Source organism: Amycolatopsis sp. MtRt-6, from assembly GCF_017308975.1.
GTDB lineage: Bacteria > Actinomycetota > Actinomycetes > Mycobacteriales > Pseudonocardiaceae > Amycolatopsis.
Genome location: NZ_JADWPD010000008.1, coordinates 211,235 through 226,380 on the forward strand (window position 1 = coordinate 211,235; position 15,146 = coordinate 226,380).

Below are 15,146 nucleotides of genomic sequence, written 5' to 3' on the forward strand. Positions count from 1 at the left end.
CTGCCGCGGCTCTCAGCCCACCAGCGAGGCGCTCGGCGGGTAGCCGTCCCACTGGGCCGTGCTCACCGGGCGGGCCGTCGAGCCGTTGTTGCCCACCACGCCGCCGTCGGGGACCCGCCAGCGGCGGCCGTCCAGCACGAACGCGAAGCCGCGGTCCGGGGACACCACCGCCTCCGCGCCCGAACGCAACCGGGTCGCCAGCGGGAGCGTGGCCCACGCCGGCGGTGCCTTGTCGAGGACCTCCCCCGCCAGCGCCACCGCCACCGCGCGGCGGTCCACGCGGACTCGCGCGCCCGCCCGGACCAGGTCCATCGTGCGTTCCGGGGACGGCGCCGTCACGCCGTCGAACGTCGCCGCCACGCGGCCGGGGTTCTCGCACGCCCGGCTGCCCAGCAGGTCGAGCCCGAAGTGCCGCAGGTCGGACGGCGCGCCGGCGCCACCGAGCGTGGTCGCGCGCACGACGTCGAACGGCACCCGGTCGCACGGGTCGGCCGACGACAGCGGTGCGTGCCCGTCCGCGCGGCGGACCAGCCCCGGCCCTTCCTTCCACGGGCCGGGGATCAGCACCGGCTGGAACGGGTGCTCTTCGAAGTCCGCGGTCCAGAACGTGAGCGTCGTCCCGCCGTCGGTTTCGTGCGCGACGACGAACGCGGCGAGCGCGCCCACCCACATCAGGTCCGCGCTGAAGCCGTCGACGACCGACCGGGCGCGCGGCGCCGAGGTCGACGGCACCGGCACGAACCCGCCGACGTCCAGCGCCTGCACCCCGGACCCGAACGCCGGGTCGCGCGAGCGGAGCAGGAACTGGCCGGCGCCGTTGGTGCCCGCGGCGCGGCCGGTGGTGTCGGTGAACATCAGGTAGAACCAGCCGTCGAGGTAGACGACGGACGGCTGGCCCGCGCCGTAGACGTTCGCGCGGTGCACGTCGTGCGACGGCCCGAGGATCGGCCGCCCGCCGGCCGCGCGGGTCCAGTGGATCCCGTCGGGGCTGGTCGCGAGCCCGATCGCGTTGCCGAGCGCGTGGTCCCCGGCGGCGCCGGTGTAGTAGAGGTAGTAGGTCGAGCCGACGCGCAGCACGGACGGGTCACACGTGTGCATGCCGTCGAACTGCCCGGGCGCGCCGGAGAACACGGCGGCCGGGATGCCGCCACCCGGTCCGGTGAACGGCCCGTCGATCGACTGCGCCTGCGCGTAGAGGATGTCGTCCCCGGCCGGCCCGGCCCCGCCGTACTGGCTGCACCACCACATCCGCGGCTGCCCCCGATCGAGCATCACGGACGGCCCGTAGTTGTAGACGGCGTCGGCCTCACCGGCGGCGATGACACCACCACTCTGCCGGGGGTCACCCGAAGCGAGCTTGACGTCGGTGGGCCGCGGCGGCCCGGCGGTCTGCCCGCCCGCGATCACCGGCTGGTCACCCGACGCCTGCGGCTGGGCGTAACCCTGGGTGCAGCCCGCGACCAGCAGCCCCACGAGGACGCTGGCGGACAAGACGAGAGCGGGGCGCCGACCCCCACGGCGAAACGGGCGCACGACATCGGAGTGTAGCGAGCGACTTCACTCGTCCGAGCGGCCGCGCTCCGATCCGGGGTCGTCCGATCGCGCTCGCCGCGCCCGGCTGGCGCCCGGCTCGAGCGCCCCAATGTGGCCTTCGGTGCGTCCAACGCACCCAATGTGGCCTTCGGTGCGTTGAGCGCAACCAAGGCCACCTTGGGGCGCTTCACCCGGCCGGGTCACTCCCCTGCCGCGGGACCTTCCACCGCCACCAGCTCGACTTCGAAGCCCGCGTCGTTCTCCAGGTACGCCGCGTAATGCGCGCTCCCGCCCGCGTGCGGGTACTTCTCCGCGAACAGCGGCCGCCAGCCGTACTCCACCGCCCGGGCCGCCAGGTCGTCGACGCCGGCCCGCGTCCCCACGTGCAGCGCCAGGTGGTTCAACCCCGGCCGCGTGCGCTCGTGGCCCGGAGCGCTGAGGGCCGGTGACTGTTCGACCACCAGGTACGTCCCGCCCAGCCGCCAGCTGACCCCCGCCGGCCAGCGCTGGAACTCGCGCCAGCCCAGCTCACCCAGCAGCCAGCCCCAGCTGCGCTCGGCCTCGGCCAGGTCCGGCACCCACAGCTCGATGTGGTGCGGCCGCCCGTGCGCCGACGGCAACGCCACCAGCACGCGGTGCAGGTCGCCGTAGTGCACGCCGCTGCCGACGTCGAGGAAGCCCAGGCGCCCGGCCACCTTCCGGCTCGCCGCGTTCCGCTCGTGGACCAGCGCCCACACCGCCGGGAGCCCCAGCGTGCCGAGCCCATGGTCCAGCAGCGCGCGGGCGGCCTCGGTCGCCAGGCCCTGCCCCGCGTGCGCGCTCGCGACGTAGTAGCCCAGCTCGGGCACCCCGCCCGGCAGCTCCCACGACGGCCGCAGGTGCGCGACGCCGATCACCTCGCCGTCGCGCTCGATCACCCAGTGGCCCTGGCCGGCCGGCCCGCGGTAGGCCAGCCGGCGGTCCACCATCGCGCTCGCCGCGGCCGGGTCCGAGAAGTCCGCCGCGAAGTACCGGCTCATCTCCGGGTCGGCGAACACCTTCACGACGGCTTCGCGGTCGGCCTCGGTCAGCGGCCGCAGCGTCAGCCGTGACGTCGCGAGCACGGTCATCCCGCGTGCGTGGCGAGCCAGCGCAGCGCGAGCGGGTAGCCGTCGACGCCGAGGCCCGCGATCACCGCCGTCGCGATGTCCGACAGCACGCTGTGGTGCCGGAACGCCTCCCGCTTGTGCACGTTCGAGATGTGCAGCTCGATCAGCGGCGCGGTCAGCTGCGCCGCGGCGTCGCGCACCGCGATCGAGTAGTGCGTCCACGCGCCGGCGTTGAGGACCACCGGGTGGCCGCCGTCGGCCGCTTCGTGCAGCCAGCCGACCATCTCCCCTTCGTGGTCGGTCTGCCGGACCTCGACCTCGATGCCCAGTTCCTCGCCCGCGCGCACGCACAGCGCCGCGAGGTCGTCGTGCGTGGTCGAGCCGTAGACCGACGGCTCGCGCTTGCCGAGCCGGCCGAGGTTCGGGCCGTTGAACACGAACGCCTTCACAGCAGCACGCTCCCGCCGCTGCGGGTCGGCTCCACCGCGATCGCCGAGTACGCGGCCGCGAGCAGCGCCGGGTCCGGGCCCTCCAGCCGGCCGGGCTTGGCGAGCGCGTCGAGGACGACGAACCGCAGCGCCCCGGAGCGGGTCTTCTTGTCGCCCTTCATGGTTTCCAGCAGCTGCGGCAACGCGTCGGCGTCGTAGGTCGTCGGCAGGCCGAGCAGCTTGAGCACGGACGCGTGGCGCTCGGCCGTGGCGTCGTCGAGCCGCCCGGCCAGCCGCGCCAGCTCGGCGGCGAACACCAGGCCGACGCTGACCGCGGCGCCGTGCCGCCACCGGTACCGCTCGCGGCGCTCGATGGCGTGGCCGAGGGTGTGGCCGTAGTTGAGGATTTCGCGCAGGTCGGACTCGCGCAGGTCGGCGGCCACGACGTCGGCCTTCACCTGGATCGATCGCCGCACCAGCTCGGCCAGGACGTCGCCGGTCGCGTCGAGCGCCGCGGCCGGGTCGGCCTCGATCAGCTCGAGGATCCGCGGATCGGCGATGAAGCCGGTCTTGACGACCTCGGCCATGCCGGCGACGAGCTCGTTCGGCGGGAGCGTCTCCAGCGTCGAGAGGTCGACGAACACCGCGCTCGGCTCGTGGAACACGCCGACGAGGTTCTTGCCGGCCTCGGTGTTGATCCCGGTCTTGCCGCCGACCGAGGCGTCGACCATGCCGAGCAGCGTCGTCGGCACGTTGACCAGCCGGACCCCGCGCATCCAGGTGCCCGCGACGAACCCGGCGAGGTCGGTGACGGCGCCGCCGCCGAGGCCGACCACGGCGCCGCGGCGGTCCAGCCCGATCCGGCCGAGCACCTCCCAGCAGAAGCCCGCGACGGTGAGCGCCTTGCCGTCCTCGGCGTCCGGGATCTCGACGCGGTGCGCGTCGAGGCCGGCCGCGTTCAGCTCGTCGCGGATGGCCTCGGCCGTCGTGGTCAGCGTGGGCGGGTGGATCAGCGCGATCTTCGAGGCGTCGGCCAGGTGCTCGACGAGGTCGCCGAGCAGGCCGCGCCCGACCACGACGTCGTAGGGCTGGGCGGTGGCGACGGGGATGCGCACCGGATCGGACTGCGCCTTTTCAGACACGGGGTGGGATCACTCCTTGGCTTCGGCGGGAGCGGCGAGCTCCGCCATGAGGTGCGCGACGATCTCGGAGGGCGTCCGATCATCGGTGACGATCTCGACGGTGGCGACCTCGCGGTAGACGGGGACCCGCTCGTCGAGCAGTTTCTTGAAGGTGGCGCGGGGGTTCACCCCGGCCAGCAGCGGCCGCGCACTCGACAAGCCGGTGCGCTGCACACCGGCCGCGAGGCCGACGTTGAGGAACACCACGGTGTGCCGGGCCAGCCGGGCCCGGGTGCCGGGGGTGAGCGGCGCGCCGCCGCCGAGGGAGAGCACGCCCTCGTGCTCCGCCAGCGCGGTGGCGACCGCTTCTTCTTCCAGCGCGCGGAAGGCGGGTTCGCCGTCTTCCGCGAAGATGTCGGCGATGCTGCGCCCGGTGCGGGCGACGATGTCGTCGTCGCTGTCCCGGAACGCGACCCCGAGCGCCTTGGCGAGGAGCGGGCCCACTGTGCTCTTGCCCGAGCCGGGCGGCCCGACGACCACCGCGCGAGGACTCACCACCGCTCCTCGAGGGCCTTGAGGTACGCCTCGGCGTTGCGCTTGCTCTCGGCGAGCGAGTCGCCGCCGAACTTCTCGAGCGCGGCGTCGGCGAGGACGAGCGCCACCACCGACTCCAGCACGACGCCGGCGCGCGGCACCGCGCAGACGTCCGACCGCTGGTGGATGGCCACCGCCGGCTCGCCGGTCTTGACGTCTACTGTGGACAGTGCTTTCGGGACGGTCGAGATCGGCTTCATGGCCACGCGCACGCGCAGCGGCTCGCCGTTGGTGATGCCGCCTTCCAGGCCGCCCGCGCGGTTGGACCGGCGGGTGACGCCGACCGGGCCGGAGCCGCGGTCGATCTCGTCGTGCGCCTGGCTGCCCCAGCGGCGTGCGGTCGTGAAGCCGTCACCGACCTCGACGCCCTTCATCGCCTGGACGCCCATCAGCGCGCCGGCCAGCCGCGCGTCGAGCCGGCGGTCCCAGTGGACGTGGGAGCCGAGGCCCGGCGGGAGGCCGTAGGCGAGGACCTCGATGACGCCGCCGACGGTGTCGCCGGCTTTGCGCACGGCGTCGACCTCGGCGACCATGGCGTCGGTGCCCTCCTGGCTGAAGGAGCGCACCGGGCTCTCGTCGATGGCGGCCAGGTCACCCGGCTGCGGGAGCGGGCCCTCGGGCGCCTCGGCGCCGCCGATCGAGACGACGTGGCTGAGGATCTCGACGCCGAGCAGCTGCTGGAGGAAGTTCCGGGCGACGGTGCCGAGCGCGGTCCGCGACGCCGTCTCCCGGGCGCTCGCGCGCTCCAGGACGGGCCGGGCCTCGTCGAAGCCGTACTTCTGCATGCCGGGCAGGTCCGCGTGGCCCGGGCGGGGGCGGGTGAGCGGTTCGTTGCGCGCGAGGCCTTCGAGGATCTGCGGGTCGACCGGGTCAGCCGCCATGACCTGCTCCCACTTGGGCCACTCGGCGTTCTCGATGTGGACCGCGACCGGGCCGCCCTGGGTCAGGCCGTGGCGGACCCCGCCGAGGAACTCGATGTGGTCGGTCTCGAAGCCCATCCGTGGGCTGCGGCCGAAGCCGAGGCGGCGCCGGGCCAGCTGTTCGGTGACGTCGGCGGTGGTGACGGCGACGCCCGCGGGCATGCCTTCGAGCACGGCGGCCAGCGCGGGTCCGTGCGATTCACCTGCGGTGATCCAGCGCAACATGGGCTCAATCCTGTCACGGCTGCGGTGCGGGGCGGGACATGCCTCCGGTCATTCCGCAGCGGGGAAGAGGACACGCGGCCGAACGCCGTGGCGCGGGTCACGCCGGGCACCGCCGGGACGGTGGTGACGGGCCCCGGAACGGTCGGCCCGCGTACCCGGAGCGTCGGCTCGCGTACCCAGAAGGTCGGCTCCCGTGATTGAAGGCGCATCTCGCGTGACTGGGGCGTAACTCGCGTGATTGGCGGGGCATCTCGCGTGACTGGCGGGGCAACTCGCGTGACTGGCGGGGCATCTCGCGTGACTGGCGGGGCAACTCGCGTGACTGGGGAGGCATCACGGGGTGGTGGCTCATCCGGGACCCCCTGCGGCCCGGATGAGCCACCGGCTTCTACAACGTCAGCCGGAGCAGGGCCGGCCCGTCCGCCAGGCGGACCTCCAGTGCCGCCAGGTCCGGCTGCCGCAGGGCCGTGCCGATCGAGAGGCGGGCCGTGTTGTCCGGGACCGCCTTCCACGTCGCGAGCTGCGTCTCCGCCCCGGACCGCGAGATCGCCACGAGGACGTACTCGCCGCCGCTGCGGCCGCCGGTGTAGCTGCACGACATGTCGACCTGGGTGCCCCAGTCGAACGCCGCCAGGCGGGCGTCCGCGCGGACCGGGAACTGCCCCAGCGCCGTCATCGCCACCCCAGGAGGCGGCGAAGGCGCAGGCGCCGAGGCCACCACCGCCAGCGCCACGCAGGCCGCCACCGCCAGCCCGGCCGACGCGGACGTCACCGCGAGCCGGACCCGGCGGCCGCGCCGGACGCGGCGGAGCACCGCCGGCAGCAGGTCCGGCGGGGGCGGACCGGGGTCGGGCAGTGAAGCCGGCCTGTCCACCCTCGCCAGCAGCCCGGGCAGCCCCGCCAGCTCGCGCACCGACGCCGCGCACCGGTCGCACGTCCGCAGGTGCTCCTCGAAGCGCTGCCGGTCCTCGGGGGCGAGCGCCCCCAGCACGTACGCGGCGTCGAACGTCGCGAACGGATCTTCGCTCACTGGGTCACTCCCCTCTCTTCGAGCACCAGGCGGAGCGCGCGCAACGCGTAGTGCGTGCGCGACTTGACCGTCCCTTCGGCCACCCCCAGCTTCAGCGCCGCGTCGGCGACGGAATACCCCTGGAAGTAGCACAGCAGCAGTACCTCGCGGTGCCGTTCCGACAGCTCGGCCAGCGCCTCGGCGACCAGCCAGCCTTGCACCGCGCGGTCGGTCCCGTCGGCGACCACGCGGTCCGGCGGCCGGTCGGTCGTCACCTCCGACCGCGCCGACGCCGACCGCCAGCCGTCGATGGCGATCCGCCGGGCGACCGTGAACAGCCACCCCCGCGCCGAGCCGTGCGACTGGTCCAGCACCGCCGGCGACCGCCAGGCCCGCAGCAGCGTCTCCTGGACGACGTCCTCGGCCCGGATCCGGTCGCCGGAGGTCAGGTGCAGCGCATAGGACCACAGCGCGGCCGCGTGCTCCTCGTGCAGCGCGCGCATGAGCGCTTCTTCGGCGACTTCTCCCACGAACTCAGGCCGAGACCCGGCGCCGGTCCCTCAGGAACAGCAGTGCCAGGCCGCCCACGATGCAGACCGCCTCGGTGATGACGCCCCAGTACTCCGGCTGGCTGTTGAACTGGTCGTGGTTCCCCAGGAACCCGACCGTCGCGGCCAGCACGTACGCGCCGAGCGTCAGCGCCCCGAAGCCGACCGCGCCCAGCGCGGGCAGCCAGTGCCGCCAGGCCAGGACCGCGATCGCCAGCACCAGCCCGGCGATGGCGTCGAGCAGGAACAGCGTGCCGGTCAGGCCAGGGTAGTCCTGTGTCCACAAGAAGTAGTGCACGCCCGCCGAGCCCAGCAGCGCGGCCGCCACGACGATGCGCAGAACCCAATTCACCATGATCGTTCCTCCACTCCACACCCACTCCGGTACATACACGAGGCAGGGGCCGATCCGGTTCACCGCGAATTGAACCGAACGGGTGGCGATCTCGTTCCTTAGGGCATGACAGCCGAACTGCACTCCCGCCGCACCGTCCTGTCCACCGGTGCCGCCGTCGCCGGTGCCGCCGTCGGCGCCGTCGCCCTCACCGCCTGCTCGTCGGAATCGAACGGCAAATCGGGCACCGCGCAGGCCCCGATCGCCGCCGGGACGCCGCTGGTCGCGCTCGCCGAAGTCCCGATCGGGCAGGCGAAGGCCGCGAAGGCCCCGGACGGCTCCGACGTGATCGTGGCCCGGACGTCCGAGTCGGCCTGCGCCGCGTTCAGCGCCGTGTGCACGCACCAGGGCTGCACAGTGACGCCGAAGGGTGCCGACCTGGTCTGCCCGTGCCACGGTTCGGTGTTCAACGCGCTCACCGGCGAGGTCAAGCAGGGCCCGGCGAACAAGCCGCTGCCGTCGGTGCCGGTCAAGGTCGAGAACGGGAAGGTCGTCACCGGCTGACGAGCCGGGCGCGCGAACGGGCCCTTGTGGATCACTGTCCACAAGGGCCCGTTCGCGTGTGACAGAAAGGGTTCAGGCGTCCCAGGAGAACAGCCGGTCGCCGGCCGCGACCTCGCGCTCGGTGTCCAAACCGGACAAAACCTCCGCCGCGGCGTCCAGCGCGACGACCGGGACGATCGCCGAGTAGCCCGCCGCGGTCACCGCCGCCGGGTCCCAGCTGACGACCGGCTGACCGGCCCGCACCTGCTCGCCCTTGACGACGTGCAGCGTGAAGCCCTCGCCCTTCTCCTTGACCGTGTCGATCCCGAGGTGGACCAGCACGGCCTTGCCGTCCTCGGTGGCGATGACGTAGGCGTGCGGGTGCAGCGTCGCGACCGTGCCGTCGACCGGCGCGACCGCGTCCGACCGGCCGCCCGCGGGCTGCACGGCGATGCCCGGCCCCACCATGGCCTGGGCGAACACCGGGTCGGGAACCTCGGTGATCGGCACCACGCGCCCGGCGACCGGGCTGAGGATGTCGAGCGTCACAGCAGGTCCTCGATGTCGCTGGCGATGGTGTCCGCCTCCGGCCCGACGATCACCTGCAGGGCCGTCGACCCCATCTTGACCACGCCCATCGCGCCGGCCTTCTTGAGCGCCGCCTCGTCGACGAGGCTCATGTCCTCGACCTCGCAGCGCAGCCGCGTGATGCAGCCCTCGACCTCGGTGAGATTGTCCGCGCCGCCGAGTGCCGCGAGGATCTTTTCGGGCCTGTCATCCGCCATCGCGGTCTCCTTGATCACTGTTTGTTCCCAACCTGACGCGAACCGCGTGTCCACCTGTACTACGCCGATCGTCGGCATGCACCCCGCCGCGGGCCACGAACGGATAACGGTGGTTGACACCCGTCCGCGTGGCGGAGCATCCTGCCCCATCAGATCATTGGTCTAGACCGGAACGTACCAATGTTCCGGCCCGGACGCGAGCACCGGTCCCCCGGTGACGCGAGAACGAGGAGGGTGACGCCGATGAGCGCGGCCGCGCACGTCCCGCCGCCCGACAAGGTTGTCAACGGGCCCACGCCCAAGCACGCCCAGCTGCGGGAAATCCTCCGCCGCACGGTGGAGCGCGAGCTCCCGCCGGGCGCGCCGATCCCGTCGGAACGCGACCTGGCCCAGCGCTACGGCGTGTCGCGGCTCACGGTCCGCTCGGCGATCGGCAAGCTGGTCGAGGAGGGCCTGCTCGCCCGGGTCCGCGGCAAGGGTACGTTCACCGCGGCCCGGCGGATGGAGCTGCAGCTCTACCTGATGTCGTTCACCGACGACATGCGGAGGCGGGGGCTGACCCCGACGACCGAGGTGGTCTCCGCGGCCACCGAGGTGCCACCCACCGCCTCGGCACACGCCCTCGGCCTGGCCGAGGGCACCCCGGCGCACCACCTGGTGCGCCTGCGGCACGCCGACGGCGTGCCCCTGGCCGTCGAGCGCGGCTGGTACCACGCGGGCCGGGCCCCCGGCCTGCTCGGGCTCGACCTGACCCAGTCGATCTACGCGCAGCTGGCCGAGACGTACGGCGTGCGTCCCGACCGGGCGTGGCAGACGGTCTGGGCCGAAGGCGCGGACCGCGAGACGGCCCGGCTGCTCGGCATGCGTGCCGGCAGCCCCCTGCTCGTGTTCCGGCGGGTCTCCAGCGCGGGCGGCGACCCCATCGAAGACATCACGTCCTGGTACCGGGGAGATCACTACCAGGTGACCATGCAGTTGGACCGGAACACCCCGGAACCCGGTCAACCCCACTATGGAGGATCCAGATGAGCTCCACCACCGCGGAGGGGGCGAAGAAGAGCGGCAGCGGTCTCGCCGGTCTTCAGCGCTTCGGCCGCAGCCTCATGCTTCCGATCGCCGTGCTCCCCGCGGCGGGCATCCTGCTCCGGCTGGGGCAGGACGACATGCTCGGCAAGGACGGCCTCGGCTGGAACAAGGTCGCTTCGGTGCTGGCCGCCGGCGGCGGCGCGCTGTTCAACTGGCTGCCGCTGCTGTTCGCGGTCGGCATCGCGATCGGCTTCGCCAAGAAGGGCGACGGCTCGACCGCCGTCGCGGCGGTCGTCGGCTTCTTCGTGTTCAGCTCCGTCGTCCAGGTGTTCGCCCCGCTGAGCGACCTGCCCGGCTACAAGGCGGGCGTGACCGAGCTCCAGCCGATCAAGTGGCCGTACTCGGTGCTCGCCGGTGTCGTGGTCGGCATCGTGGCGGCGCTGCTGTGGCAGAAGTACCACCGCATCAAGCTGCCCGCCTACCTGGCGTTCTTCGGCGGCCGCCGGTTCGTCCCGATCATCACCGCCGGTGTCATGGTGATCCTCGGCGTGCTCTTCGGCCTGGTCTTCCACTGGGTCAACAGCGGTATCGAGGCCGCCGGTGACGCGGTCACCGCGTCCCCGGTCGTCGGTGGCGGCATCTACGGCGCGCTGAACCGCCTGCTCATCCCGGTCGGTCTGCACCAGCTGCTGAACGTCCCGGTCTGGTTCATCTTCGACGGCGGCGACATCAACAACTTCGTCGCGGGCAAGACGTCGGCGGGCGCCTTCACCACGGGCTTCTTCCCGATCTTCATGTTCGCGCTGCCCGCCGCCGCCCTGGCGATCTGGCAGACGGCCCGCCCGGCGCAGAAGAAGGTCGTCGGCGGTGTGATGATCGCCGGTGCGCTGACCTCGTTCCTCACCGGTGTCACCGAGCCGATCGAGTTCTCCTTCATGTTCGTCGCGTGGCCGCTGTACCTGTTCCACGCGATCATGACCGGCACCTCGCTGGCGATCTGCAACGCGCTGGACATCCACCAGAGCTTCAACTTCTCGGCCGGCGCGATCGACTACCTGCTCAACTTCGGCGCCCCGGCGGCGCAGAAGCCGTGGCTGCTGATCCCGATCGGCCTCGTCTACGCGGTGATCTACTACGTGGTGTTCCGCTTCGCGATCACCAAGTGGAACCTGCGCACGCCGGGCCGCGAGGACGACTCGATCGAGGCCGACCTCGACCGGACCGCCGCCGCGTAACATCCGTACCGACGTAAAACCCCGTAGCGAGAGGACGAACATGCCGGAGAAACGCGTCGCCGTGGCCAGCAAGGTGGGGCTGCACGCCCGGCCGGCCGCGCTGGTGGCGAAGGCGGCCGCGGCGCAGCCCGTCGCGGTGCAGATCGCCAAGGCCGGCGGGAACCCGGTGGCCGCCGGCAGCGTGCTCAACCTGATGACGCTGGCCGCCGGCTACGGCGACGAGGTCATCATCAGCGCCGAGGGCGAGGGCGCCGAGGAGGCCGTGGAAGCGGTCGCCCAGCTGGTCGCCACCGATCTCGACGCCTGAGCGGTCCGCGAAAGGCCCCCGCACCGGTCCCCGGGACCGGTGCGGGGGCCTTCGTTTCGTAGGGTGGGCACATGGAGAGCGTGCGCCTGATCGACGAGTGGCCGGTGGACAACGCCGCGACGGCGGTGGTGGCGGCGGACGGCAGCGTCGCCGGCAGCCACGGCGACACCGCGCGGAAGTTCCGGCTGGCCTCGGTCTCCAAGCCGCTGACCGCCTACGCCGCGTTGATCGCGGTCGAAGAGGGCGTCGTCGAGCTCGACACCCCGGCCGGGCCCGAGGGCTCGACCGTGCGGCACCTGCTGGCCCACACGTCCGGTCTCGCCTTCGACGCGCACAAGGCGATGGCGGCGCCGGGCACGCGGCGGCTGTACTCCAACGCCGGGTTCGAGCAGCTGGCTGACGCACTGACCGAGCACTCCGGCATCCCCTTCGCGCAGTACCAGGCCGAAGCGCTGTTCGCCCCGCTCGGCATGACGTCGACGACGCTGGATGGCTCGCCCGCGGCCGGCGCGGTGTCCACTGTGGACGACCTGGCGGCGTTCGCCGCCGAGCTCCAGGCCCCGAAGCTGCTGGACCCGGCCACGGTCGCCGAGGCGACGAACGTGGTGTTCCCCGGCCTTTCCGGCGTCCTGCCCGGCTTCGGGCACCAGAAGCCCAACGACTGGGGCCTCGGCTTCGAGATCCGCGACCACAAGAGCCCGCACTGGACGGGCGCGCACAGCTCGCCGCGGACGTTCGGCCACTTCGGCCAGTCGGGCACGTTCCTCTGGGTCGACCCCGACGCGGGCGCGGCCTGTGTCGCCCTGACCGACCGCGCCTTCGGCCCGTGGGCCGCCGAGGTCTGGCCGCGCTACACCGACGCCGTCCTCGCCGAGCTGAACGCCTGAGGCGATTTCCCCGCCCGGAGGGAAATTCGCCGACCGGATGTGATGCCCAACGGCCCGGCCGGGGCAGGGTCCAAAGACCCTGCCGCCGCCCGAGCCGAGGTGGTGTCATCAAAGGGCGCAGGCCCGCCGCAGGGCCGGTGCGGGGACCTCGGGCCCCGGCGGGCCGCACACCTTCTTCACTCCATGACGCGGATCGGCTTCCCCGCCTGGAAAGCCGCGATGTCCTCGACCGCGTCGCCGTAGAAGATCTCGTAGACCTCCCGGGTCACGAAGCCGATGTGCGGCGTCAGGACCGCGTTGTCGAGTGTCCTCAGTGGATGGTCCGCGGGGAACGGCTCGGTGTCGTAGACGTCCAGCGCGGCGGCGCGGATCTCCTTGCGCCGCAAGGCGTCCACCAACGCCGCTTCGTCGACGATCGGGCCGCGCGAGGTGTTGACCAGCAGCGCCGTCGGCTTCATCGCTGCCAGCTCGACCGCCCCGACCAGGCCGCGGGTGCGCTCGCTGAGCACCAGGTGCACCGACAGCACGTCCGACCGCGCGAACAGCTCCTCCTTGGACACCGCGGTGACGCCGTGCGGCTCCGCCTTCTCCTGCGTCAGGTTCTGGCTCCAGGCGATCGTCTCCATCCCGAAGACCTGCCCGATCTTCGCCGCGCCCGCGCCGAGCCTGCCGAGGCCGAGCAGGCCGAGCGTCTTGCCGTGCAGCATGGTGCCGACGCCCGTCTGCCAGCCGCCCTCGCGCATGGACCGGAACTCCTGCGGCAGGTTCCGCGACGCCGCGAGGATCAGCGCCCAGGTGTGCTCGGCGGTCGGCTCCCCGATGTACCCGGTGGCGGACACGACGACGCCGTTGCGCCGCGCGGCCGCCACGTCGATGGCCGCGTTCCGCTTGCCCGTGCTGACCAGCAGCTTCAGGTCGGGCAGGGCGTCGAGCACCTCGGCCGGGAACCGGGTGCGCTCGCGCATCGCGACGACCGCTTCGAAGCCCTGCAGCTGCTTGACGACGTCGGTCAGCGGCTCGGTGAAGACCGTGATGTCGGCCTTCAGCGAGTCCCAGTCCGCGAAGGTGCGGGCGACGTCCTGGTAGTCGTCGAGAATCGCGATGCGCATGGCCTCACCGTAGCCCGACGAGGCAGCCACCCAGTGCCCCGGCCGCCGGCCAGCGCCCCAATGTGGCCTTCGGTGCGTTCAACCCACCGAAGGCCACATTGGGTGCGTTCAACGCAACCAAGGCCACCTTGGGGCGCTTGGGCTAGCCGCGGGGCACGAGGACGTCCACCCGGACCAGGTGGTGGTCGGAGGCGTCGTTCAGCCGGGACAGCGGGTCGGACGGCACCGGCCAGAACACCTCGGCGTGCCAGGGCAGCAGTCCCTTGGACGGCAGCACGTAGTCCGTCCGCAGGTTGCCCGGCGCGACGTCGTTGAAGTCGCCGGTGTCGAAGTACGGGTTGCTCTTTTGGCCGACGTTCGCGCCGCCCTGGGCCTGGGCGGCGAGCACCGCGCCCTGGCTGCCCGGGTACGTCTCGATCACCCGGCGCGCGTCCAGCAGCTGCTCGATCGCGCCGGGGACGCTGTCGCCGTCCAGGGGGTCGGAGTTGTTGTCGCCCGCGATCACGAAGCGCTCCGACGCGCCCAGGCCGCCGCGCCGGCCGCGGTCGTCGTGGATGTAGCCGCCCTTGCCCGGCGTCACGTAGTCGGCCCAGAAGCGGATCTCGTCGTGGTTGCGGGTGCCGTTGCGGTCCTCGGGGCCGTCGAAGCTCGGCGGCGTCGGGTGCGAGACCAGGAAGTGCACGGTCGAGCGGCCGATCTTCAGCGGCAGGTCCCAGTGCGACTTCGACGACAGCCGCAGCACGTTCAGCTCGGCGGCGTCGTACCAGTCGTGCGGCGCCGGCGTGGCCGGGTCGTCGGGCAGCAGCGCGCCCGGCATGTCCTTCCACAGGAACTTCTGGAACGTCCGGACGTGCGCCAGGTCGATCGGGTACTTCGACAGCACGAGCAGCCCGTACTGGCCCTCGAAGGCGCCGAAGCCCTGCGCGTCGTTGCCGCCGCCGACCGTGCCGCTGCGGTCGAGGTCGAAGCCGGTGGGCACGCCCGTGTTGACCGGCGCGGTGTAGGCGTACGGGTAGTCGATGGGCTTCGCGCCGTGCTGGCCGATCGCCAGGTAGTTCTTCCGGAACGCGTCGGCCGCGGCGTTGCCCGGCACGTAGTCGAACTCGTTGATCAGCTGGACGTCCGCGCGGTTGCGCTGGACGACCTCGGCGACCTCCTGGGCCTGGGCGTTGCCCGGCGTCGAAAGGTCGCTCAGCAGCTGCCCCGCGGACGCGCGGTTCAGCGAGGCGTTGAAGGTCGCGAAGCGGACATTCTGCCCGACGCTCGCGGAGGCGGTGGCGGGGACGGACAAAGCGACGAGCGCGGCGATCGAGAGGCCGGCGGCGATGCGTTTCACGGCGGTCACCCTATGCCGGAATCCGCCCGTCCGGGTGAGCAGCAGGTGAACGGCCGACGTGACGCAGCCCTCTTGAACACGTTCAAAAGCAGCGCTACCGTCCTTCTTGAACACGTTC

18 protein-coding genes are annotated in these 15,146 nt (G+C 72.6%); 5 read left to right on the plus strand and 13 right to left on the minus strand.

Annotated features, from left to right (window positions below; all coding sequences use genetic code 11):
- Window positions 1-12: 12 nt before the first annotated feature.
- The 9 genes from I4Q55_RS16495 to I4Q55_RS16535 form a co-directional block, all read right to left on the minus strand.
- Window positions 13-1,491, minus strand: a complete 1,479-nt coding sequence (locus tag I4Q55_RS16495) for a beta-xylosidase (RefSeq protein ID WP_206788733.1) — start codon at window positions 1,489-1,491, stop codon at window positions 13-15.
- 242 nt (window positions 1,492-1,733) lie between these two features.
- Window positions 1,734-2,642, minus strand: coding sequence for a GNAT family N-acetyltransferase (locus I4Q55_RS16500; protein WP_206788734.1), 909 nt, complete (start codon window positions 2,640-2,642; stop codon window positions 1,734-1,736).
- Window positions 2,639-3,070, minus strand: a complete 432-nt coding sequence (gene aroQ / locus I4Q55_RS16505) for a type II 3-dehydroquinate dehydratase (RefSeq protein ID WP_206788735.1) — start codon at window positions 3,068-3,070, stop codon at window positions 2,639-2,641. Before aroQ ends, I4Q55_RS16500 begins: the two co-directional genes overlap by 4 nt.
- Entirely contained in the window at window positions 3,067-4,191 is a 1,125-nt protein-coding gene (gene aroB / locus I4Q55_RS16510) for a 3-dehydroquinate synthase (protein ID WP_206788736.1), read from the minus strand. The genes aroQ and aroB overlap by 4 nt, the downstream gene beginning before the upstream one ends.
- Before the next feature lie 9 nt (window positions 4,192-4,200).
- The gene (locus I4Q55_RS16515; protein ID WP_206788738.1) at window positions 4,201-4,725 is read right to left on the minus strand and encodes a shikimate kinase; all 525 of its coding nucleotides are present in this window, start codon (window positions 4,723-4,725) and stop codon (window positions 4,201-4,203) included.
- On the minus strand, window positions 4,722-5,909 hold the full coding sequence (gene aroC, locus I4Q55_RS16520) for a chorismate synthase (protein ID WP_206788740.1): 1,188 nt from the start codon (window positions 5,907-5,909) through the stop codon (window positions 4,722-4,724). Before aroC ends, I4Q55_RS16515 begins: the two co-directional genes overlap by 4 nt.
- Window positions 5,910-6,297: 388 nt before the next feature.
- Window positions 6,298-6,939 carry an anti-sigma factor gene (locus I4Q55_RS16525; RefSeq protein ID WP_206788742.1) on the minus strand — a complete coding sequence of 214 codons (642 nt, stop codon included), beginning with the start codon at window positions 6,937-6,939 and terminating at the stop codon, window positions 6,298-6,300.
- Window positions 6,936-7,448, minus strand: coding sequence for a sigma-70 family RNA polymerase sigma factor (locus I4Q55_RS16530; protein ID WP_206788744.1), 513 nt, complete (start codon window positions 7,446-7,448; stop codon window positions 6,936-6,938). Before I4Q55_RS16530 ends, I4Q55_RS16525 begins: the two co-directional genes overlap by 4 nt.
- Window positions 7,449-7,452: 4 nt before the next feature.
- Complete coding sequence (locus I4Q55_RS16535) at window positions 7,453-7,821, minus strand: hypothetical protein (protein WP_206788745.1); 369 nt, start codon at window positions 7,819-7,821, stop codon at window positions 7,453-7,455.
- Window positions 7,822-7,926: 105 nt separating this feature from the next.
- On the opposite strand from I4Q55_RS16535, the gene I4Q55_RS16540 reads away from it, so the two are divergent.
- On the plus strand, window positions 7,927-8,364 hold the full coding sequence (locus I4Q55_RS16540; protein ID WP_206788746.1) for a ubiquinol-cytochrome c reductase iron-sulfur subunit: 438 nt from the start codon (window positions 7,927-7,929) through the stop codon (window positions 8,362-8,364).
- Window positions 8,365-8,436: 72 nt separating this feature from the next.
- On the opposite strand, the gene I4Q55_RS16545 is transcribed toward I4Q55_RS16540, so the two are convergent.
- On the minus strand, window positions 8,437-8,892 hold the full coding sequence (locus tag I4Q55_RS16545; protein WP_206788747.1) for a PTS glucose transporter subunit IIA: 456 nt from the start codon (window positions 8,890-8,892) through the stop codon (window positions 8,437-8,439).
- On the minus strand, window positions 8,889-9,128 hold the full coding sequence (locus I4Q55_RS16550) for a glucose PTS transporter subunit EIIB (RefSeq protein ID WP_072482356.1): 240 nt from the start codon (window positions 9,126-9,128) through the stop codon (window positions 8,889-8,891). Before I4Q55_RS16550 ends, I4Q55_RS16545 begins: the two co-directional genes overlap by 4 nt.
- Window positions 9,129-9,371: 243 nt before the next feature.
- Here I4Q55_RS16550 and I4Q55_RS16555 point away from each other — a divergent pair, with 243 nt between their 5' ends.
- The 4 genes from I4Q55_RS16555 to I4Q55_RS16570 all read left to right on the plus strand — a co-directional run bounded on the left by I4Q55_RS16555 (window position 9,372) and on the right by I4Q55_RS16570 (window position 12,583).
- Entirely contained in the window at window positions 9,372-10,157 is a 786-nt protein-coding gene (locus tag I4Q55_RS16555) for a GntR family transcriptional regulator (protein ID WP_206788748.1), read from the plus strand.
- Window positions 10,154-11,389 carry a PTS transporter subunit EIIC gene (locus tag I4Q55_RS16560; RefSeq protein WP_206788749.1) on the plus strand — a complete coding sequence of 412 codons (1,236 nt, stop codon included), beginning with the start codon at window positions 10,154-10,156 and terminating at the stop codon, window positions 11,387-11,389. Before I4Q55_RS16555 ends, I4Q55_RS16560 begins: the two co-directional genes overlap by 4 nt.
- Window positions 11,390-11,429: 40 nt before the next feature.
- On the plus strand, window positions 11,430-11,696 hold the full coding sequence (locus I4Q55_RS16565) for an HPr family phosphocarrier protein (protein ID WP_091308360.1): 267 nt from the start codon (window positions 11,430-11,432) through the stop codon (window positions 11,694-11,696).
- Window positions 11,697-11,767: 71 nt separating this feature from the next.
- The gene (locus tag I4Q55_RS16570; protein ID WP_206788750.1) at window positions 11,768-12,583 is read left to right on the plus strand and encodes a serine hydrolase; all 816 of its coding nucleotides are present in this window, start codon (window positions 11,768-11,770) and stop codon (window positions 12,581-12,583) included.
- Window positions 12,584-12,759: 176 nt separating this feature from the next.
- On the opposite strand, the gene I4Q55_RS16575 is transcribed toward I4Q55_RS16570, so the two are convergent.
- The gene (locus I4Q55_RS16575) at window positions 12,760-13,692 is read right to left on the minus strand and encodes a D-2-hydroxyacid dehydrogenase family protein (protein WP_206788751.1); all 933 of its coding nucleotides are present in this window, start codon (window positions 13,690-13,692) and stop codon (window positions 12,760-12,762) included.
- Window positions 13,693-13,834: 142 nt separating this feature from the next.
- Window positions 13,835-15,028, minus strand: a complete 1,194-nt coding sequence (locus tag I4Q55_RS16580; RefSeq protein ID WP_307793224.1) for an endonuclease/exonuclease/phosphatase family protein — start codon at window positions 15,026-15,028, stop codon at window positions 13,835-13,837.
- Between the last annotated feature and the right edge of the window lie 118 nt (window positions 15,029-15,146).